The organism is Streptosporangium sp. NPDC000509 (genome assembly GCF_042898365.1).
In the GTDB taxonomy this organism is placed as follows: domain Bacteria; phylum Actinomycetota; class Actinomycetes; order Streptosporangiales; family Streptosporangiaceae; genus Streptosporangium.
The window spans coordinates 49,487-67,950 of record NZ_JBIAYX010000031.1 but is presented as its reverse complement, the minus strand read 5'-3'; the positions used below and the strand labels follow the sequence as shown (position 1 = coordinate 67,950).

Annotated in this window: 20 protein-coding genes; 9 read left to right on the top strand and 11 right to left on the bottom strand. The window is 70.5% G+C overall.

The genetic code is table 11. The annotated features are described in order from the left end of the window. Positions 1-9 precede the first annotated feature (9 nt). Entirely contained in the window at positions 10-1,566 is a 1,557-nt protein-coding gene (locus ACFY3D_RS37910; RefSeq protein ID WP_389989149.1) for an MDR family MFS transporter, read from the bottom strand. A gap of 134 nt (positions 1,567-1,700) precedes the next feature. On the opposite strand from ACFY3D_RS37910, the gene ACFY3D_RS37905 reads away from it, so the two are divergent. The 4 genes from ACFY3D_RS37905 (at position 1,701) to ACFY3D_RS37890 (ending at position 3,924) form a co-directional block, all read left to right on the top strand. After that, positions 1,701-2,252 (top strand): TetR/AcrR family transcriptional regulator, encoded by a 552-nt coding sequence (locus tag ACFY3D_RS37905; protein WP_389989147.1) that lies wholly within the window; start codon positions 1,701-1,703, stop codon positions 2,250-2,252. Continuing rightward, positions 2,249-2,566 (top strand): DUF4031 domain-containing protein, encoded by a 318-nt coding sequence (locus ACFY3D_RS37900; protein WP_362922538.1) that lies wholly within the window; start codon positions 2,249-2,251, stop codon positions 2,564-2,566. The genes ACFY3D_RS37905 and ACFY3D_RS37900 overlap by 4 nt, the downstream gene beginning before the upstream one ends. After that, complete coding sequence (locus tag ACFY3D_RS37895) at positions 2,566-3,144, top strand: type 1 glutamine amidotransferase domain-containing protein (RefSeq protein ID WP_362906447.1); 579 nt, start codon at positions 2,566-2,568, stop codon at positions 3,142-3,144. Before ACFY3D_RS37900 ends, ACFY3D_RS37895 begins: the two co-directional genes overlap by 1 nt. 252 nt (positions 3,145-3,396) lie before the next feature. Then, a complete protein-coding gene (locus ACFY3D_RS37890) occupies positions 3,397-3,924 on the top strand; it encodes an ATP-binding protein (RefSeq protein WP_389989144.1) in 528 nt (175 codons plus the stop codon). Here the strand turns inward: ACFY3D_RS37890 and ACFY3D_RS37885 are convergent. From ACFY3D_RS37885 to ACFY3D_RS37875, 3 genes are read right to left on the bottom strand one after another with little or no spacing between them, the layout of a single operon-like run. Then, complete coding sequence (locus tag ACFY3D_RS37885) at positions 3,811-5,253, bottom strand: wax ester/triacylglycerol synthase family O-acyltransferase (protein ID WP_389989142.1); 1,443 nt, start codon at positions 5,251-5,253, stop codon at positions 3,811-3,813. The genes ACFY3D_RS37890 and ACFY3D_RS37885 overlap by 114 nt on opposite strands. A 4-nt stretch (positions 5,254-5,257) precedes the next feature. Beyond that, positions 5,258-5,419 (bottom strand): hypothetical protein, encoded by a 162-nt coding sequence (locus ACFY3D_RS37880; protein ID WP_350948439.1) that lies wholly within the window; start codon positions 5,417-5,419, stop codon positions 5,258-5,260. A 29-nt stretch (positions 5,420-5,448) separates the two neighbouring features. Further along, on the bottom strand, positions 5,449-6,519 hold the full coding sequence (locus ACFY3D_RS37875) for a helix-turn-helix domain-containing protein (RefSeq protein WP_362906454.1): 1,071 nt from the start codon (positions 6,517-6,519) through the stop codon (positions 5,449-5,451). 162 nt (positions 6,520-6,681) lie between these two features. On the opposite strand from ACFY3D_RS37875, the gene ACFY3D_RS37870 reads away from it, so the two are divergent. Beyond that, positions 6,682-7,989, top strand: a complete 1,308-nt coding sequence (locus ACFY3D_RS37870; RefSeq protein ID WP_389989140.1) for a glycine hydroxymethyltransferase — start codon at positions 6,682-6,684, stop codon at positions 7,987-7,989. Between the two features lie 198 nt (positions 7,990-8,187). Here ACFY3D_RS37870 and ACFY3D_RS37865 read toward each other — a convergent pair whose 3' ends face one another. After that, positions 8,188-9,285 (bottom strand): NADH:flavin oxidoreductase/NADH oxidase, encoded by a 1,098-nt coding sequence (locus ACFY3D_RS37865; protein ID WP_389989138.1) that lies wholly within the window; start codon positions 9,283-9,285, stop codon positions 8,188-8,190. Positions 9,286-9,421: 136 nt separating this feature from the next. Here ACFY3D_RS37865 and ACFY3D_RS37860 point away from each other — a divergent pair, with 136 nt between their 5' ends. Together ACFY3D_RS37860 and ACFY3D_RS37855 are read left to right on the top strand one after the other, a co-directional pair. Beyond that, positions 9,422-9,778 (top strand): ArsR/SmtB family transcription factor, encoded by a 357-nt coding sequence (locus ACFY3D_RS37860; protein WP_389989136.1) that lies wholly within the window; start codon positions 9,422-9,424, stop codon positions 9,776-9,778. A gap of 85 nt (positions 9,779-9,863) precedes the next feature. Next, positions 9,864-10,163, top strand: a complete 300-nt coding sequence (locus ACFY3D_RS37855; protein WP_389989134.1) for a DUF2277 domain-containing protein — start codon at positions 9,864-9,866, stop codon at positions 10,161-10,163. Here the strand turns inward: ACFY3D_RS37855 and ACFY3D_RS37850 are convergent. The 3 genes from ACFY3D_RS37850 to ACFY3D_RS37840 form a co-directional block, all read right to left on the bottom strand. Next, positions 10,135-11,040 (bottom strand): MaoC family dehydratase N-terminal domain-containing protein, encoded by a 906-nt coding sequence (locus tag ACFY3D_RS37850; protein ID WP_389989132.1) that lies wholly within the window; start codon positions 11,038-11,040, stop codon positions 10,135-10,137. The genes ACFY3D_RS37855 and ACFY3D_RS37850 overlap by 29 nt on opposite strands. 123 nt (positions 11,041-11,163) lie before the next feature. Continuing rightward, on the bottom strand, positions 11,164-11,994 hold the full coding sequence (locus ACFY3D_RS37845) for an HpcH/HpaI aldolase/citrate lyase family protein (protein ID WP_389989130.1): 831 nt from the start codon (positions 11,992-11,994) through the stop codon (positions 11,164-11,166). After that, the gene (locus tag ACFY3D_RS37840) at positions 11,991-13,148 is read right to left on the bottom strand and encodes an acyl-CoA dehydrogenase family protein (protein WP_362906466.1); all 1,158 of its coding nucleotides are present in this window, start codon (positions 13,146-13,148) and stop codon (positions 11,991-11,993) included. The genes ACFY3D_RS37845 and ACFY3D_RS37840 overlap by 4 nt, the downstream gene beginning before the upstream one ends. 147 nt (positions 13,149-13,295) lie before the next feature. On the opposite strand from ACFY3D_RS37840, the gene ACFY3D_RS37835 reads away from it, so the two are divergent. Both ACFY3D_RS37835 and ACFY3D_RS37830 read left to right on the top strand, forming a co-directional pair. Continuing rightward, positions 13,296-14,234: a LysR family transcriptional regulator gene (locus ACFY3D_RS37835; RefSeq protein ID WP_389989128.1), complete on the top strand. Its 939-nt coding sequence runs from the start codon at positions 13,296-13,298 to the stop codon at positions 14,232-14,234. 192 nt (positions 14,235-14,426) lie between these two features. Further along, positions 14,427-14,936 carry a DUF6461 domain-containing protein gene (locus ACFY3D_RS37830; protein WP_389989126.1) on the top strand — a complete coding sequence of 170 codons (510 nt, stop codon included), beginning with the start codon at positions 14,427-14,429 and terminating at the stop codon, positions 14,934-14,936. A gap of 61 nt (positions 14,937-14,997) precedes the next feature. On the opposite strand, the gene ACFY3D_RS37825 is transcribed toward ACFY3D_RS37830, so the two are convergent. The 3 genes from ACFY3D_RS37825 to ACFY3D_RS37815 all read right to left on the bottom strand — a co-directional run bounded on the left by ACFY3D_RS37825 (position 14,998) and on the right by ACFY3D_RS37815 (position 18,433). Beyond that, positions 14,998-15,168 carry a hypothetical protein gene (locus ACFY3D_RS37825; protein ID WP_362906472.1) on the bottom strand — a complete coding sequence of 57 codons (171 nt, stop codon included), beginning with the start codon at positions 15,166-15,168 and terminating at the stop codon, positions 14,998-15,000. A 146-nt stretch (positions 15,169-15,314) separates the two neighbouring features. Then, positions 15,315-17,312 carry a Xaa-Pro dipeptidyl-peptidase gene (locus ACFY3D_RS37820; RefSeq protein ID WP_389989124.1) on the bottom strand — a complete coding sequence of 666 codons (1,998 nt, stop codon included), beginning with the start codon at positions 17,310-17,312 and terminating at the stop codon, positions 15,315-15,317. 101 nt (positions 17,313-17,413) lie between these two features. Then, a complete protein-coding gene (locus ACFY3D_RS37815) occupies positions 17,414-18,433 on the bottom strand; it encodes a glycoside hydrolase family 6 protein (RefSeq protein ID WP_389989122.1) in 1,020 nt (339 codons plus the stop codon). Between the last annotated feature and the right edge of the window lie 31 nt (positions 18,434-18,464).

Here is an 18,464-nt window from a genome sequence, read left to right as displayed (position 1 = left end):
GCGAGACCGTCAGTCGAGTGCCGGGACCGGTGCCTGGGCGTCCTCGGATGCCTCGGGCGCGCCGCGCAGCGGGATCTCCTTGATGAAGGCCGCCAGCAGCGGCACCAGGACCGCGAACAGGATCGCCCACCAGAAGACGCCGGAGATCGACTCGGCCAGCGACTCCAGGAAGCCGACCCGCACGTTGGCGGGAAGCTCGTGCAGCGCGGCCGGGTCGAACTGGGCGCCTCCGGAGGCGATCCGCTCGCCCGCTGCGCCCAGCTTGCTCTCCAGGCTGGAGGTGAGCCGGTTGTTGAAGATCGCGCCGAACAGCGAGACGCCGAACGAGCCGCCGATGGAGCGGAAGAAGGTCGAGGCGCTGCTGGCGACGCCGAGGTCCTTCTGCTCGACGCTGTTCTGGGCGATCAGCATGGTGGTCTGCATCAGGAAGCCCATGCCGAGGCCGAGCACCGCGATGAACACCCCGGTCTGCCAGGCGGGGGTGTTGACGTCCATCAGGGAGAGCAGCCACATCGCGACCGCCATGCCCACGCCACCGAGGATGGGATACACCTTGTACTTGCCGGTCCTGGTGATGGCGCGGCCGACGAAGAGCGAGACCACCATGGCGGCGCCCATCATCGGGAGCAGCAGCAGGCCGGAGTTGGTGGCGCTCGCCCCCTGGACGGTCTGCTGGAACAGCGGCAGGAAGTTGATCGCGCCGAACATGGCGAACCCGAGCAGGAAGCCCACTCCCGAGATCAGGCTGAAGTTGCGGTCGCGGAAGACGTTGAGCGGCATGATGGGCTCGGCGACGCGGCGCTCCACCAGGACGAACACCGCCAGCGTGATCACGGCGAGCCCCGCCAGGCCGAGGATCTGCCACGATCCCCACGCGTAGTCGTTGCCGCCCCAGGTGGTGATGAGGACGAGCGCGGTGATGCCGACCGAGAGCAGGGCCGCGCCCAGCCAGTCGATGCGGTGCTCGGTGCGGAGCTTGGGCAGTTGCAGTTTGACCGCGAGCAGGGCGAGGGCGACGAACCCGATGGGCAGGTTCACGTAGAAGGCCCAGCGCCAGTCGAGGTGGTCGGTGATGAACCCGCCGACGAGCGGACCCGCGATCATCGCGAGTGACATCACAGCGGCCATGATGCCCTGGTACTGGCCGCGCTCGCGGGGCGGGACGAGGTCGCCGATGATCGCCATGGCGTTGACCATCAGGCCCCCGGCTCCCAGGCCCTGGAGGGCGCGAAAGGCGATGAGCTGCGTCATGCCGTCGGACGGCCCGCCGAGCATCTCGGATCCGGCCATGCCGCAGAGCACGGAGCCGATCATGAAGATGACGATGGAGGCGAGGAAGATGTTCTTCCTGCCGTACAGGTCACCGATCTTGCCCCAGATGGGGGTCGAGACGGTGGTGCCGAGCACGTAGGCGGTCACCACCCAGGACAGGTGCGTCAGTCCGCCGAGTTCCCCGACGATGCGGGGCATCGCGGTGCCGACGATCATGTTGTCGAGCATGGCCAGGACCATCGCGAGCATCAGGCCCGGCAGCACTACCATGACCTCGCGACGCCGCGCCGGCACGGCCGCGGTCTCCTTCACTTCTGCGCCCCCAGTTTTTGTGATCTTGCTTACTTGCCGACCGGCTAGCGTCGGCTATGCTGGAATGTAGGCCGCTTACTTGCCGGCCGTCAAGTTAATTTCTCGGTAAGGGAACCATGAGGGAAAACGCCGACACACGGACGCGCATTCAGGAGATCGCCCTGAAGCTCTTCACCGAGCAGGGCTACGAGGCCACCTCGCTCCGCGAGATCGCGGAGGCCCTCGGCGTGACCAAAGCGGCACTTTACTACCACTTCAAGACCAAGGACGACATCATCGCCAGCCTGGCGGAGGACCGGGTGCGGGCGGTCGAGGAGCTGATCGCCTGGGCCCGCACCCAGCCGCGCACCGACGAGACGCGCGAGGAGCTGATCCGCCGCTACGCCCACGACCTGCGACGGGGCAGGCACCACGAGATCATGCGGTTCTTCGAGCGCAACCAGACCTCACTCAAGAAACACCCGACGATGGAGAAGACCCGCGAGGGGATGTTCGAGCTGCTCACCTTCCTCGTCGATCCGGAGGACCCCCTGGCCACCCGGCTGAAGCACTCGATGTCCCTGTTCGCGCTGCACGCCTCGTGGTTCGCGCTCAGGGACGAGTCGATCACCGACGAGGAGCGCCAGGCGGCCGCCCTGGAGGTCGCGCTCGACCTCGCCAGGCGGTGAGCGTTCTCATCGACCCGCCCAGCTGGCCGGGTCCGCGCGGCCTGCTCTGGTCACATCTGGTCAGCGACAGCTCCACCGGGGAGCTGCACGCCTTCGCGGAGCTGCTCGGCGTGCCGCGCCGGGCGTTCGACCGCGACCACTACGACGTTCCCGAGACCGTCTACGAGCGGGCCCTCGCGCTGGGCGCCGAGGCCGTCTCCTCCCGTGAGCTCGTCACCCGGCTCACCGCCGCCGGTCTGCGCCGGCGCAGGGTCCGCCCCGGGATCGACGCTTCTCGCATAGATCCCGGCAGTGCGGGCATGGCATCCCCTTGATGGCATATCCGCACGTCAACGAAGGGAACGACATGCTGAACGGCAAGACGATCGCGTTTCTCGTGGCTCCCGAGGGGATCGAGCAGGTCGAACTCACCGAGCCGTGGAAGGCCGTCAAGCAGGCGGGGGGCACGCCCAAGCTGATCTCCACCGAGCAGGGTCAGGTCCAGGCGTTCAACCACCTCGACAAGGCCGACACGTTCCCGGTGGACGCCACGGTGGAGCAGGTCTCCGTCACCGACTTCGACGGGCTGCTGCTGCCGGGCGGCGTCGCCAACCCCGATCTCCTGCGGACCGTACCCGCGGCCGTGGGCTTCGTGAAGGGCTTCTTCGACGCGGGCAAGCCCGTCGCGGCCATCTGCCACGCGCCCTGGGCGCTGATCGAGGCCGACGTGGTACGTGACCGCAAGGTCACGTCCTGGCCGAGCCTGCGGACCGACCTGCGCAACGCCGGGGCGACCTGGGAGGACAACGAGGTCGTGATCTGCTCCTCGGGTCCGAACACGCTGATCACCAGCCGCAAGCCCGACGACCTCAAGGCCTTCTGCCAGGCCGCGACGGACGCCTTCTCCGGATAGCGTCCTTCGATCACCGAAGCGCGGGGCGGGGGTCGGCGACCCCCGCCCCGCGGGCGTTCCACGCCCGGCTCCGGACCGCGTCGTCGCGAACCCCGAGCCGGAGGGAATCCCTCCGGTTACATGCCACGGAAGAAATGTTTTGCTGTTTTCTGCCACATCCCAGGGACACGATCACCCATCCTCGATTAGGACGGTTTCCCCAGGGCAGGGCTTCTACGTCGGCTGCGAATCGGCGGTGAAAAGGGGGAGACCGTGGAGGCCACCATCGCATTGCGTCTGCCGCGTGACGCTGCGAGTGTTCCCGTGATCAGACAGCTTCTCGACTCCTCGCTGCAGGCCCTGGGGGTGGTGTCCCAGATTCGCGAGGACATCCAGCTCATGCTCTCCGAGGCGTGCTCAAACGTCATCCAGCACGCCATCCCCAGCGACGACTACATGGTCAGCACCGAGCTGACCAGGGGCCGGTGTGTGATCAAGGTGGTGGACGCCGGCAACGGCTTCGACTTCTCCGAGACCTCCTCCCCCGCCCCCACCTCCGAGCACGGCCGCGGGCTGCTGATCATGCAGGCCCTCGCCGATGACATCCGGTTCGTCAAAAGGCGGGAGCGGGGCTCGATCGTCTGCCTGGAGAAGGTCCTGCGCTTCACCGAGGACGCTCCCGGGCTGTCACTGCTCCTCAACGAGGAACTTGAGCTCCAGCAGGGTGTCCCTGAGATAGTCGGTAACGGTCCACACGTCGGGGACCATCTCCCTGCAGGCGATCACGCCGACGTCAAGTGAGCCGTCGTAGGAGAAGACCGTGATGTTGATGCCGCCGCTGGCGTCGGTCACGACGGAGACGGGATGGTACGCCAGAAGCCTGGCGCCGCTCACGTAGAGGGGGATCTGCGGACCGGGCACGTTGGAGATCACCACATTGATGGGGCCCGCGCTGCCGGCGAACAGGTTGAAGGCGGCGCGGGAGGCGAGCCCGGTCAGCGCGGAGGGCATCATGTCGCTGAGTTCCTGGAGCCAGCGCGCCGGGGCGAGCGACGAGCGGTCCTTGATCAGCCGCATCGCGTCACGCACCGCCAGCAGTCGTTCCACCGGGTCGGCGACCTGTGTCGCCAAGGTGGTGATCATGATGCTGACCTGGTTTCCCGCGCTCTGGTCACCGGGCAGGCGGAACGAGAACGGCACCCCCGCGACCAAGGGCTGCTCGGGTAGCGCGTCGTGCTTGAGCAGCCACTGGCGCAGCGCCCCGGCGCACAGGGCCATCACCACGTCGTTCACCGTGACACCGAAGGCGTTCTTGACCAGTTTGACGTCCTCCAGCGGCAGGGCGGTGTAGGCGAACCGCCGATGCGCGCTGATCCTTCCGCTGAAAGGGGTGCGGGGAACGGTCATGCGGGGCATGGCGGGCACCTCGGCGGCCTCGGATCCGGACAGGCGGGTGGCGAGGTCCCTGGTGATCCGCGAGACCAGCCCCGCCCCGGGTGCCTGGGAGATCAGCGGGATCTCGTCGAGGTGCGGGACGGCGTTGATCAGGAACCGTATCGCGTTGGCCGGGTTGACGGCGACCTTGGCGAGCCCTCTGACGACCATCTCCCCCGTGTCGATCTCCTCCTCCGGCTCGCCCGGGGGTGCCAGCTCGACCTCCGCGGGCTCGGGTGAGGTGTCCAGCAGGCCGGCCAGCACGTCGGCGCCGGTGACACCGTCGACCGCCGAATGGTGGACCTTCATGTAGAGGGCCGTACGGTCCCCGTGCAGGCCGTGGATGAGATACATCTCCCACAGCGGGCGACGCCGATCCAGGCGCCGGGCGTGCAGCCTGGCCACCTGCTCGCCCAGTTGCATGTCACTGCCCGGTTTGGGCAGCGCGATCTCGCGCACGTGGTAGTCGAGGTCGATTCTGGAGTCCTCGGTCCAGTAGGGGTGGTCCAGGCCGAACGGGACGAAGGCGAGCCGCATGCGGAAGGGCGCGGCCAGGTGGAGCCGGCGGGCCAGCAGCGACACCAGGTCACTGCGGGTCAGGCCTCCCGACAGGATCGCGAGTCCCCCGATGTTCGCGACGTTCGTCGAGGTCTCGAAATTCAGGAACTGCGTATCCACCGCGCTGAGCTGCCGCACCGTCTTACCTCCGCCGGGATGTCGTTCTCCCATCCTGCTCCCGTGAAGTCGCCAGAGCCAACGCGGCCAGCGCGAGGAGGACCACAACGGACACGAGAATTAACGACAGCGGAATGAGCACGAGCACGACGACGATGGCCATGATCTCGCTGATCAACTGCAACACCGGAAAGCTGTGCCCGGATTACCCGGCCGCTACACCGCATTCCAGCGACCGAGCTTCAGCGCGAGATGAAGTTCTAACCTGTGGGTTCCGTTCTTGAGGTTGCGGTCGGCCAGGTGCTCGATTCTGGTGAGGCGGTAATAGAGGCTGGTGCGGTGCAGGTGGAGCAGCCTCGCGGTCTCCTGGGCGTCTCCTCCGCTGTCCAGATAGGTCTCCAGGGTGGTGAGGAGCGCCGGGTGCTCGCGCAGCGCGTCGAGCGGGCCGCCGGCCGACCCGTGCGGGCCCGCGACCGGGTCGGCGAGCAGCCGGTAGACGCCCAGGTCCGGCCAGCGGGCGACCGGCCGCAGCGCGGGTTCGGCCGCGGCGGCCCTGGCCGCGGTGAGTGCCTCCTCGTGCGCCCGTACGGCCGATTCCAGCCCGGGGTGCGGTGCGCTGAGCCCGGCGCCCGCGCGGGTCCTGGCGGCGAGCCGCTCCCCCAGTGCCACCGCGTCCTCGCCGCGGTTCAGCAGCAGTACGGCGTGGCGGTCCAGGATCGTGAAGGCCGGCGGGCGGCGCACCCTGGCGAGCTCCGCGCCGACCGCCTCGCGCAGGCCGTCCGGGTCGCCCCGCAGCGCCAGGACGCGCAGCGGCCCCTCACCGAGCACACCGGCCGCACGCCGCACGCCGATCTCACCGGTGAGCAGCTGGCTCAGGATGTGGGAGCTGCCGCCGTCGTCGAGCAGGGCGGCGATCGCGGCGGCGTCGCGCACGGCCCTTTCGCGCTCCTGCGGGTTGAGCGGGCCGGGGCCCTCGATGATCCACAGGTAGCCGACGCGGCGGTCCTGGTGGAGCAGGGGGACACAGAGCCTCGCCGCCATCCCCAAGTCAGGATTTTTCGGGATCCGTACCGGCTCGCGGGTCGTGGTCACCCCGTGCGCCTCCTGCCAGGCCCCCACCTCGGCGGGAACCGAGCGCGAGAGGATGGCCTGCGCCCTGACCGGATCGACCTCCCCGTGATGGGCACTGTGCGCGACGACCCGGCCCTCCAGGTCGTCCACGGACATCCCCCGGCCCACGGCCACGGCGAGCGACTCCAGCAGATCCTGAACATCATCCGCTATCACGGTCCAATCCTACAGATGTAGGAAGTATCTCCGGCGCCGGAACGATGACTCGACCTGGCGTGGGCCGTAGCGTCGCACTTACTCATTTCGGGGGACCCGCCTCGTGGGAGCCGGGGAACCCGCCTCGTGAGAGTCGTTCGATCGCCCGGTGAAAGGAACCTCGTGGAGGAGCGCAGCCGCGTCGCCCCGTGGGCGCCGCCACGGGCACAGTTGCGCCTGGCCGAGCTTGAGGCCGAGGTGGGCGGACTGGGATTCGACGCGGTGTCCCGGCTGGTGGACGCGGTACTGGCCGAGCACCGCGGCCGCCTCGACGAGGACGGCGTGGTGCTGTACGCGGGCACCAACACGATGAGCGAGCGCGCCAGGGCCGCGCACGAGATCTCCCTGGGGTGCCGCCCTTCGATGGGCTGGCCGGGCGAGAAGTTCCAGACCGGCCTGGAGGAGCTGGACGTGCTGGAGGTCCTCGCCCCGCTCCAGGTCGCGGCGTTGATGGGCGGTGAGTTCGCCGAGGTGCGCCTGCAGAGCGCCACGCTGGCCAACCTCGCCTGCTACAGCGCGTTCGCCGGCCCCGGCGACACGATCGCGGTGCTTCCGGAGACCGCCGGAGGTCACGCCAGCCACCACGCCCAGGGCGCCGCCGGAATCCGGGGCCTGCGGGTCGCCGACCTGCCCTACGACGCCGAACGGCTCGACGTCGACCACGTGGCCCTGCCGGCGTTCCTGCGCGCGCACCGGCCCGCGCTGGTGGTGGTCGGCGCGAACCTGATGCTGTTCCCGTACGACGTCGCGAGGGTGCGGGCGGCCTGCGACGAGGTGGGGGCCCTGCTGGTTTACGACGCCTCGCACGTGGCGGGGCTCATCGCGGGCGGCCGGTTCCAGCGCCCGCTGGACGAGGGCGCGCACCTGGTGACCATGTCCACCTACATGTCCTTCGGCGGCCCGCCGGGCGCGGCCGTGGTGACCCGCGACGAGGATCTCGCCCGCCAGGTGTCGGCGGCCGCCTATCCCGGCCTGACCGCCAACTACGACGCCTCACGCCTGGCACCGCTGGTCCTCGCCTCCGCCGAGCACGCCGCGGGCGGTTCCGCGTACGCCGACCGCTGCCTCGCCAACGCCGGGGCACTGGCCGCGGCACTGGACGGCGAGGGCTTCACCGTGGCCGCCGCCCATCGGGGCTGGACCGTCTCGCACCACGTGGCGGTGGACGCCGCCGCCTTCGGCGGCGGGGACGAGGCCGCCAGGCTGCTGGCCGAGGGCGGCGTCTATCTCAGCGGCGTCCGCCTGCCGGGGCAGTCTTCCGGTGAGCCCGCGCGGGGCCTGCGGATCGGCACCCAGGAGGTGACCCGCCGCGGCTTCCGCCCGGAGACGATGGGTGAGGTCGCGGTCCTGATGCGCCGCCTGCTCCTCGACGGTCACGCTCCCGCCGCGGTCCACCGGGACGCGGTCGCCCTGCGCCGCGCCACCCCATGATCCCGGACCGGCCCGCTCGACCCCCGGGGGTTCGCCCCCTGGCGGGCCGGTCCGTTCATCGCCACTCCCCCTGACAGACGGACCGGCCCGCGCCCCCCTGGCGGGCCGCTCCGTCTTCCCCCCAGCGCGTCCCTCCCCCCGGACAGGTCACCTCCCCGTCCGGTGGGAGGGACGCGCCGGGTGACGGCCGCGGCGGGGTCAGACCGCCCGGTGATACTGGTCGGGCCAGCGGGCGGCGGAGCCGAGCTCGCGGGCGGCGAGGTTCGGCCAGTACGGGGTGCGGAGCAGTTCCCGGCCGAGCAGGACCGCGTCGGCCTGACCGGAGGCGATGATCTCCTCGGCCTGCCGGGGCCTGGTGATCTCACCGACCGCGCCCACCCGCAGGTCGGTCTCGGCCTTCACCCTGGCCGCGTACGGCACCTGGTAGCCGGGCCCGGTGGGGATGCGCACCCCGGCGACGTTGCCGCCGGTCGAGGTGTCGAGCAGGTCGACGCCATGGGCCAGCAGGTCCTTGGCGAAGCGGACGGTGTCGTCGGCGCCCCAGCCCTCGCGGTCGTCCGCGGGGTTCTCGGCCAGCCAGTCGGTGGCCGAGACGCGGAAGAAGAGGGGAAGCTCGTCGGGCCAGACCTCGCGCACCGCGTCGACGACCCGGAGCGCGAAGCGGGTGCGGTTCTCGTACGAGCCGCCGTACGCGTCGGTGCGGTGGTTGCTGACAGGCGACAGGAACTCGGCGATCAGGTAGCCGTGCGCGCCGTGGATCTCGGCCACCTGGAAGCCCGCGGCCAGCGCCCGGCGCGCCGCGGCGGCGAAGTCGCCCACGATCCTGTCGATGTCGCCGGCGTCCAGCTCCGTGGGGGTGGGGTGACGTTCGTCGAAGGGGATCGGGCTCGGCCCGACCGGCTGCCAGCCGTGCTCGCCGGGTCCGGTGGGCGCGCCGCCTCGCCAGGGACTGCGGGTGGAGGCCTTGCGTCCCGCGTGCGCGAGCTGGATGCCGGGCACGGCGCCGTGCTCCCGCAGGAAGCGGGCGACACGGGTGAACGCCTGCTGCTGGCGGTCGTTCCAGAGTCCGAGGTCGGCCGGGCTGATGCGGCCCTCCGGCGCCACCGCGGTGGCCTCGGTCAGGATGAGCCCGGCACCGCCCACCGCGCGGGCGGCGAGGTGGGACAGGTGCCAGTCGGTCGGCACCCCCTGCTCCGGCCCCTCGACCGCCGCGGAGTACTGGCACATCGGAGCCATCCAGATCCGGTTGGGAATGGTGAGGGACCTCAGGGTCAGGGGATCGAACAGGGCGCTCACGGTCGTACTCCTTCTGGAGAGGGGTCTTTGGGGCGGCGCCCCGGCTTGACGCTAATACGATAATCTACGTACTACGATAGATGTCAAACTACGACTGCTCTCGTACAATCGAGCCGACCCAAAGAAGGGAATCACCGTGCCGACCTCGTCCGTCAGGGCTCTGGAACACCCCGCGCGCGAGGACATCCGTCTGGAGGGCGTGCTGCACGCGCTGTCCGACCCGATGCGCCTTCAGATCGTGCGTTTCCTGTGGCAACTGGGCGAGGACGGGGAGGCCCCCTGCTCGGCGATCGATCTGGCGATCACCAAGTCGACCACCACCCACCATTTCCGGGTGCTGCGCGAGGCCGGTGTGATCAACCAGGTCTATCGGGGCACGGCCAAGATGAACGCGCTGCGCCGACGTGACCTCGACGCGCTCTTTCCCGGGCTTCTCGGCGCCATCCAGAGCGCCGACGCGATCCAGCGCGAGCGCGACGGCCACGACGGCTGACCGCCGGCGCGTGGCGACCGGCCCCGGCGTGATCCGGCCTCGGACCGCACGGTTCCGGCCGATCCGGAGTCGCGCGGAGCATCCGGTGGGTCAGGACGCCCCCGCCGGCCGGTTCCGGCGGAGCCTGTCGGACCGGGAGGGCCGCGAGACGCAGTACGGTCCTGTCATGTGCCGGAGCATCAAGACCCTTCGTGAGCCCTACGCCAGCGACGTGACCGACGACGACGTGCGAGCCGCCGCGCTCCAGTACGTCCGCAAGGTGTCGGGCTTCCGCTCCCCGTCGACGCGCAACGCGGAGGCCTTCGAGCGGGCCGTCGAGGCGGTGGCCGCCGCGACCCAGACCCTGCTCGACGACCTCAGGCTGAGGCACGTCTCCCGGGACTGACCGCGGACGAGCGGACCTGTCCCTTCGCCGTGATCCGGCCGCCGAGGTCGCGGACGGAGACCTCGTGGCCGGAACCGGTCACGACGCCCCGTGCCACCAGGCCCTGGTGGTCGAACAACGGCGCCACCAGGCGGTAGTCGATCGCCGTGGCGAGCACGCCCTTTCCTCGCACGCACTCCGCCATGGCCAGTGCCTGCAGCGGACCGTGGGTCACCAGCCCCGGGTAGCCTTCGACGTCGCGGGCGTAGTCACGGTCGTAGTGGATGCGGTGCGCGTTGTAGGTCAACGCCGAGAACCGGAACAGCAGCACCGGGTCCACGGGCAGCGGCCACTCGTCCTCTTCGACCGCCACCGGTGTGAACGTGCCCGCTTCGGCACGCGAGCCGGTGGCGACGGCGTCGCGATAGACGTCGCGATAGACGATGTCCTGTTCCTCGACGACCTTGACCTCGCCACCCTGGCATACGGTGTGGCGCACGACGACGAAGGTCAGCGGCCCCGTGCGTCCTTCCTTCTCGGTCAGTGACACGACCTCGGTGCGTCGCGTCGCAGCACGCCCCACGACGAGCGGGCCGAACAGCCTGACCCGGCCGCCGGCCGCCATCCGGCGCCGTCCCGGCGCGGGTGGCGCGGGGATCACACCGCGGACCGGATGACCGTCGGCTCCAAGGTCGACCTGGCGCGGCCGCTCCAGCAGGTAGACCCAGTGCCACAACAGGGGCAGCCCCTCGCTCTCCAGATCCGGCAGGTCGACGCCGAGGAGCCGGGCGAGCGCGACGGCGGGCTCCGGCTGGAGCGCCTCGGTGCGCTCGACGACCTCCGTCTCGGTGCCCTCCGTCTCGGTGCCCTCCGTCTCGGTGTCCCCTGCCTCGGTCATTCGGCGGCCTCCTCGTGTCGCGGGCCGTGATCGGCCCGGATGCCCTCGTCGTGCCCGCCCGGATGTGGCACGATCCCCGTCACCGGCTCCCGGCCGGCGGCGGACGCGTGCGGCGTCTCTCTCTCACGCCCCCGGTCCGGCCGTCGTCCGGTGGCCGGCCCGCGCCATTATCCGGCGGGCTCGCTCCAGGACCGGCCTGTCGACCATCTGGCCGTTGCTGGTGAAAACCTCGCCCCCGGGCGCCTCGGCGAGCACCGCCCTCGCCCACTCCAGATCCGCGTGGCCGGGAGCGAAGGCCGCGTTGACGGGTTCGACCTGAGCGGGGTGGACGCACAGCTTTCCCCCGAAGCCGAGCCCCCTGGCGCGGGCCGCGGCCGTCCTGACCGCGGCGGTATCCCGGAGTTCGACGGTGACGCCGTCGATCGGGGCCGGCAGGGACGCCGCGCGGGAGGCCACGACGAGTGCGCAACGGGCGAACAGCAGGGCCTCGTCGGTATGCTCGGCGCCGATGTCGAGCGCGAAGTCGATCGATCCGAACGCCAGCGCGGTCACCGCGGGGAAGGCGGCGATGACTCCCGCCTCCTGAACTCCCAGCGCGCTCTCCACCAGGGCGACGATCCCGGCCTCGGCCGGCAGCCACCGGGCGACCCTGCGCAGGACGGCCGGTCCTTCCGTCTTGGGCACCATCACTCCGCGCAACCCCCGGCAGGAGGCCAGCGCCGCGAGATCGGCCTCGTGCCACCGGGTGTTCGCCGCGTTGACACGCACCCAGGCCGTCGCACCGCCGGCCAGCCAGGCCGCGACCTCGTCGCGAGCGGACTCCTTGTCCTCGGGGGCGACCGCGTCCTCAAGGTCGACGACGACCTCGCCGGCACCGGCGCGGGCGGCCTTGTCGAACCGATCCGGCCGGCTGCCGGGGACGAACAGCCAGGACGCCGCGACCGGGGCCGTCACGGCCGCACCCGGTGGCGCCGGACCAGCTCCCGCGCGATCACGTTGCGCTGGATCTCGTTGGTGCCCTCACCGATGATCATCAGTGGGGCGTCACGGAAGTACCGTTCGACGTCGAACTCGGTCGAGTAGCCGTATCCGCCGTGGATGCGCACAGCGTCCAGAGCGATCTTCATCGCCGTCTCCGAGGCGAACAGTTTCGCCATGCCCGCCTCCAGGTCGGCTCGCTCACCCGAGTCGTAGCGGCGCGCGGCATACTGGACGAGCTGGCGGGCGGCCGTCAGCTGGGTCGCCATGTCCGCGAGGTAGTTGCCGATCGACTGGTGCCTCCAGATCGGCTGCCCGAAGCTCTCACGCTCCTGGCTGTAGCGCAGGGCGTCCTCCAACGCCGCGGCGCCGACACCGACCGCTCGCGCGGCCACCTGGATGCGCCCGATCTCCAGGCCGCGCATCATCTGCGCGAAGCCGTGGCCCTCCGCGTCGCCGAGCAGCGCGGAGCGGGGCACGTGGAAGTCGTCGAAGGACAGCTCGCAGCTCTCGACCCCCTTGTAGCCGAGCTTCGGAAGGTCGCGTGACACCTCGAAGCCGGGCCCCTTCTCGACCAGCAGGATGCTGATGCCGCGGTGCGCGGGGGAGGCCGTGGGGTCGGTGAGACACAGCAGGGCGATCAGCTGGGACCGCCGCGCGTTCGTGATCCATGTCTTGGACCCGTTGAGCACGTACTCGTCGCCCTGCCTGCGTGCCACGGTGCGCATGGCCTGCAGGTCGGACCCTCCGCCGGGCTCGGTGAGCGCCATCGTCGCCCGGATCTCGCCGACGGCCATCTTCGGCAGGTAGTGGTCCTTCTGCTCCTGGGTCCCGTAGGCGAGGAGCAGCTTCGCGACCACGCTGTGCCCGCCCATCGCGCCGGCCAGGCTCATCCAACCGCGCGCGAGCTCCTCGGTCACCGCGGCGTAGCAGCGCGCGGAGACGCCGGCGTCGTTCCACGGCTCGGGGATCGCGAGGCCGTAGATGCCCATCCGCTTCATCTGCTCGATGAGCGCCTCGGGATAGGTGTCGGTGTGCTCCAGCTCCCGCACGACGGGTTTGACCTCGTGGTCGACCCATTCCCGCACCAGGGCGACGATCGCCGCTTCATCCGCGCTGAGTTCGCACATGGGAAGCCCTCCCGGGCGTGATGGTCAGGAACGGGGACACACGGTGCGCTTGGCCGCCAGGCCATCTTATTTTGCGATGTCACATCCTGTGAAATGCTGATATGTGATGACCTCACTCGTTTCGCGCATGACCACGTAAAGGACCCGATGGACCTCAAGCAGCTCACGGCGCTCGTCACCGTCAGCGACGTCGGCAGTGTCACCAAGGCGGCCCGCCTGCTCCGCGTCGTGCAGCCCGCGGTCAGCCGGCACATCCGCTCACTGGAGGAGGAGATCGGCGTCCGGCTCTTCGAGCGCACCAGCCAGGGCATGACGCTCACTCCCGCGGGTGAGATCCTGACCGAGCGCGCGCGCCGGGCGCTCCTCGAACTGGAGCGGGCACGGGCCGAGATCCGGCCCGATCGCGGGCAGGTCCAGGGGATCGTCACGATCGGGTTGCTGGAGAGCACCGTCGAGATCCTCGCGGCGCCTCTGATGGAGTCGGTCGCGCGGCGGCACCCGGGCATCGATCTGCGCCTGCTCAGCGCCTTCTCCGGCCACCTCCAGCAGTGGCTGGACGACGGCGCCGTCGACATGACCCTGCTGTACAACCTCGCGTCGACACCGTCGATCTCCGTCACACCGCTGCTGCACGAGTCGCTGTGGGCGGTCGCGCCGCCCGGCGCGGCTCTCGGCGACGCCGGCTCGCTGACCTGGGACCACGTGACGAGACAGCCACTCGTACTGCCCGTGGCCGGGCACGGACTGCGGACCCTCATCGACGAGGCGCTCGGCACCGCCGGCGTCGAGCCCACGGTGGCGTGCCAGACCAACTCGATGCTGCTGCAGAAGAAGCTGGTGTCGTCGGGAACCGGCTGGAGCGTCCTGCCCGCCGCGGGCGTCGCCGAGGACGTGGTGACCGGACGGCTGAGCGGCGGCCCGCTGACCGATCCAGAGGTGTCCCGCACCGTTGTCCTCGCTCTGCAGCGGGGCGGCCGGATACCGGCCGCCGTCGAGGTCGTCGCGACCGAGGTCTTCCGGGTGACGCGCCGGTTGGTCGAGAACGGGGCGTGGCCGACGGCGCGTGCCGTCGAACGGCGGGACTGACATCGGCCCGTGTGGTCTCGGAGAACCCGCGCCCGCCTCGCGACCGGCCGGAGGGTCCGCCGTCGAGCGCGGTGAGGACCGGCGGGGAAGGACATGCACCCGCGCCGCGAACTCCGGTCGCCGCGGGCGGATTCTGTCGGTCCTCGGTGCCAAGATCTTCCCGATCTGTCAGCCGAAGAGAATCGGACCCCCGTGAGCGACTACGACTGGATCGACGACGACGCGTTCTGCGTGACCTTTGTCCGCGGTCTCACCCCGCGCGAGGCCCTCTCCCGCTTCCCCACCGAGGTGTTCGACGGTGACGACGAGGAGGGGGACTACGAGGAGGGTCTCGTCTCCGCCCGCCCCGCCGAGGGCGGGGCCATCCTCAGTGAGTGGAACGGCTTCGCGGGGACGCTGCCGGAGATCCTGTCCCGGCTCTCCTCGGGAACGGTGACGGCGAGCGTCTTCCGCAACGTCAACATGGTCGCGAGCTTCGTCCACTACGCCGACGGGCAGGAGGTCCTCGCCTTCGACTGGCTGTTCCCCGACGACGACGCCTCAGGCGCATACCTCGCCGAGCGGACCGAACTCGGCCTGGCGGGCGAGGACGCCGAGGGGGATCTTCCGCAGGCGCTGAAACTGGCCGAGCGCATCACCGGCGTGCGGGCGAACGGTTCCAGTGAGACCGTGGCGGCCCACTGCGTGTTCGAGCACTACTGATCCGCCGGGATCCGCACCACGGCCCGCCCTCGGCCGGGAAAGGGCCGGGGACGGGCCGCGGTCAGTCGCGTGCGTTCGAGGAGTGGAAGAGCCGGCTCGCGAACACGACCACCACCCCCACCAGTCCGATGATCAGAGCCCACTTGAGGAGCGTGAAGAGGAAGCCCAGCACCGAGCCCAGCAGGAGGAAGCCGATCACCACGGCCGCCACGATCAGAAGAATTCGTCCCATGCACCCCACGCTAGGCCCCTGCCCGGCCCGGCGGCAGGCCTGGGCCCCGATCTCAGGGACAAGCCGGGGTTTCCCCTCATGCCCGTCCCCTCGCCCGGGTGCCGCAGGCCGTGCGAAGGGTCCGCGTTCCCTGACCGGGCCGGGGATCAGCGGAGGGCGGCGCTCCCGCCGACGAGCGGGAGGACGACCGAGCTGGATCCGGGCTCGACCGAGACGCCGGTCCCCGGAGGCAGGCGCAGGGTGAAGTCACGGTCGGTGGACAGGAGCACGACGCCGATCCGGTGGCCGGCCTTGACGACGTAGTCGTTCGGCTGCAGGTCGAAGCGGAAGTCGTAGAAGTGCCCCTCGCGCAGAAGCTCGGTCTTCGAGGCGGAGTGGCGGTTGCGGACGTCGAGCCAGCCCCTTGTGATGATCTTGTAGGGGGCGGTCACCGTGATGTGCTCGGCCAGCCGGGTGCAGCCGGTGTCGCCGGGCACGCCCTGGCCGTAGCAGACCTGGGTGTCGCCGTAGACGACGCCGCCGTACGCGCGGGTGTCGGTGCCGTAGTCGACGAGCAGCGCCGTCAGGTACGGCGAGCGCCCGCCCTTGAAGGCGGCGCGCACCGAGACCTCCGGGGTGCCCGACAGGCGCGCGTCGCGGGCCAGGGTGCCCGAGACGTAGGCCAGCCGGTTGGGATCCGTGGCCTCGGCGTTCTCGGCGAGCTGCTCGGCGGTGCGGGCGCTCTGGTCGACGAACGTCTCGACGGTGCGGCGGTCCCGGGGGCGGTCGGCGCTCAGGGTGCCGTTACGGCCGTCCTTGCCGGCGGCGAGGTGGAGCCGCGCGTCGCGGGTGCCGGGCAGCGGCCACGAGGCGTGCTGCGCCCACTGTCCCGGGCCCGACTCCACGTCGGCCTGCGGCTCGTCCATGATGCCGTTGCGCAGGCCGTACAGGTGGAAGTCGAACCAGCGGTGGAGCTGGCGCAGCCACTCGGCGTTGCGTCCGGCGAAGGAGAACGGGTTGAAGTGCGCGCCCTGGTGGAGCCAGATCTTGCGGGGCACGTTCCGCTTGGCGAGGGCGTCCCACCACTGGACGGCCTGCTTGGTCTTGACGTTCCAGTCGTTGAGGCCGTGCACCAGGAAGACCGCGGCGCGGACCTTGCGCACGTCGTTGAGGTAGTTGCGCCGGTCCCAGAAACCGGAGTAGTCGCCGGTGACCCGGTCCTGGTCCTGCTCGATGCGGTCCATCAGCGCGCCACAGTTCTGCGTGGCGTTCTCGCGGGTCAGCACGTAGCGGGCGAGCACGTCGGCGTCCTCGCCCTGGTAGCCGCCGGGGGCGAGCACCCCGCCGTTGGCTCGGTAGTAGTCGTACCAGGAGGAGATGGCCGCGATCGGCACGATCGCCTTGAGCCCCTTGACCCCGGTCGCGGCGACGGCGTTGGGCAGCGTGCCGTTGTAGGAGACGCCGATCATGCCGACGTTCCCGGTGGACCAGTCGGCCCTGATCTCGTTCCCTGCCGCGTCGAACCCCCGGGCGCGGCCGTTGAGCCAGTCGATCGCGGCCTTGGGGCCCGCGGTCTCGTTGTCCAGGCCGGTCGTGGGGCAGCCGGTCGCCCGTCCCGAGCCGAGGTTCTCCACCAGCGCGATCGCGTAACCGCGCGGCACGAAGTAGTTGTCGTAGTAACCGCGGAAGGGCGGCGCGACCGCGCGGTTCACGTCGAGACCGTCGATGCCGAACATCTCGTCGCGCAGGTCCTGGAACTTGTTGCGCCGGTACTCCATGCCCGCGGGGTCGGAGCCGTCCAGGTCGACGACGTGGTTGGGCACGTCGTTGCCGCCCGCGTAGTAGGGGCTCGCCTCCATGATGACCGGGACCTTCAGTCCCGAGGCGGTCTCCTTGGGCCGCATGATGTCGACGGCGACCCGGTCCGGGCGGCCGTCGGCGTCGCTGTCGACCCCGGCGACCTCGACGAACACGGTCTCGGTGAGCGCGTCGGCGCGCGAGTAGACCGGCTTGGTCTCGCCGTCCTGGATCGGGGAGGCCGCGGATCGCGCGGCGGCGGCGGGCAACACGTCGGTAGGCAGCACGCCGGCGGGTAGCACGGCGGGCAGTACGCCGCTTGGCAGGGTGACCGCCAGCGCGACGATGGCCGTTTTCCATCTGTTCATCGAGGAAAGCTCCCAGAGGGTCGCTGAAAAACTGACAACTCCGGTCAATCTCCTGCGAAGCAATCTTGACCTGCAAGATCGAAGATATAACGAATAAGCGGCTATCTCGCGTTACGCGCGAGTTCCAGCGCGTATTCGGGGAACCAGTCGCCGGCGCGGGGTTCCCCCCGGTGGCACTCGCCGTCCGACTCACCGGGCCGCTTGATCCACAGGAAGGCGTCCACCCGCTCGTGGCCGGTCTCGGTGGTCGGTTCCGCGCCGAGCGCGCGGCCCTTGGGGTTGCACCACGCGTCGTCGCCCTGCGCGTCGCGGACGGGACCGTTGCCGTTGCGGGAGGTGTCGATGACGTAGTGGGCCCCGTCGACCGCGTCCGAGAGCCGTCCCGCGACGGCGACGCTCTCCTCGACGGTGAAGAAGTTGCTGACGTTGAAGGCGAAGCCGTCCGCCTGCGGCACCCCCGCCCTGCGCATGGGTTCGGCCCACTCGCCCGGGTTCTTGATCCAGCCGGCGTTCCCCGCGTCGAGGTAGACCTTGGCCGCGGGCTGTTTCTTCAGCGTCTCCACCGCGCCGCGCAGCAGGTCGAGGCGCTCGCCCGCCTGACCGCCCTGGGTGCAGTTGTCCAGGATGTGGGCGAGCGCGTCGGGTTCGACGACGACCAGCGCGGGCCGGTCACCGATGCCCTCGGCGAACCGGCCGATCCAGGAGCGGTACTCCTCCGCGTCGGAGGCGCCGCCCGCGGAGAACTGGCCGCAGTCGCGGTTGGGGATGTGGTACGCCACCAGGACGGGGATCCGGCCCGCCTGCCGGGCCTTGGTGGTGATGGCGGCGACCCTGTCCTTCGGGTCCTGGTCACCGATCCAGATCGCGTTGGGCCGGTCGGCGATCTTACGGATCAGCCCGGCCTCCTCGGCCCTGCCCTCCCCTTCAAGCCTGCGGACCTCCTGGGCGGCGGCGCCGTCGGGGTCGACGTAGAACCCGCCCGCGGGGCCCGAGGGAGTGCCCCCGGAGGTGGCGTTCCCTGAGACCGCGTTCCCGGAGGTGGTGGGCGGCGCGGGATCGCCGGTACAGGCCCCCGTCGCGAGAACGAGAGCCAGCGCGGCCGCGAGGCCGTACCTGTTCATCGAATACCTCCGGCGTGGGGACCCCGGGCCG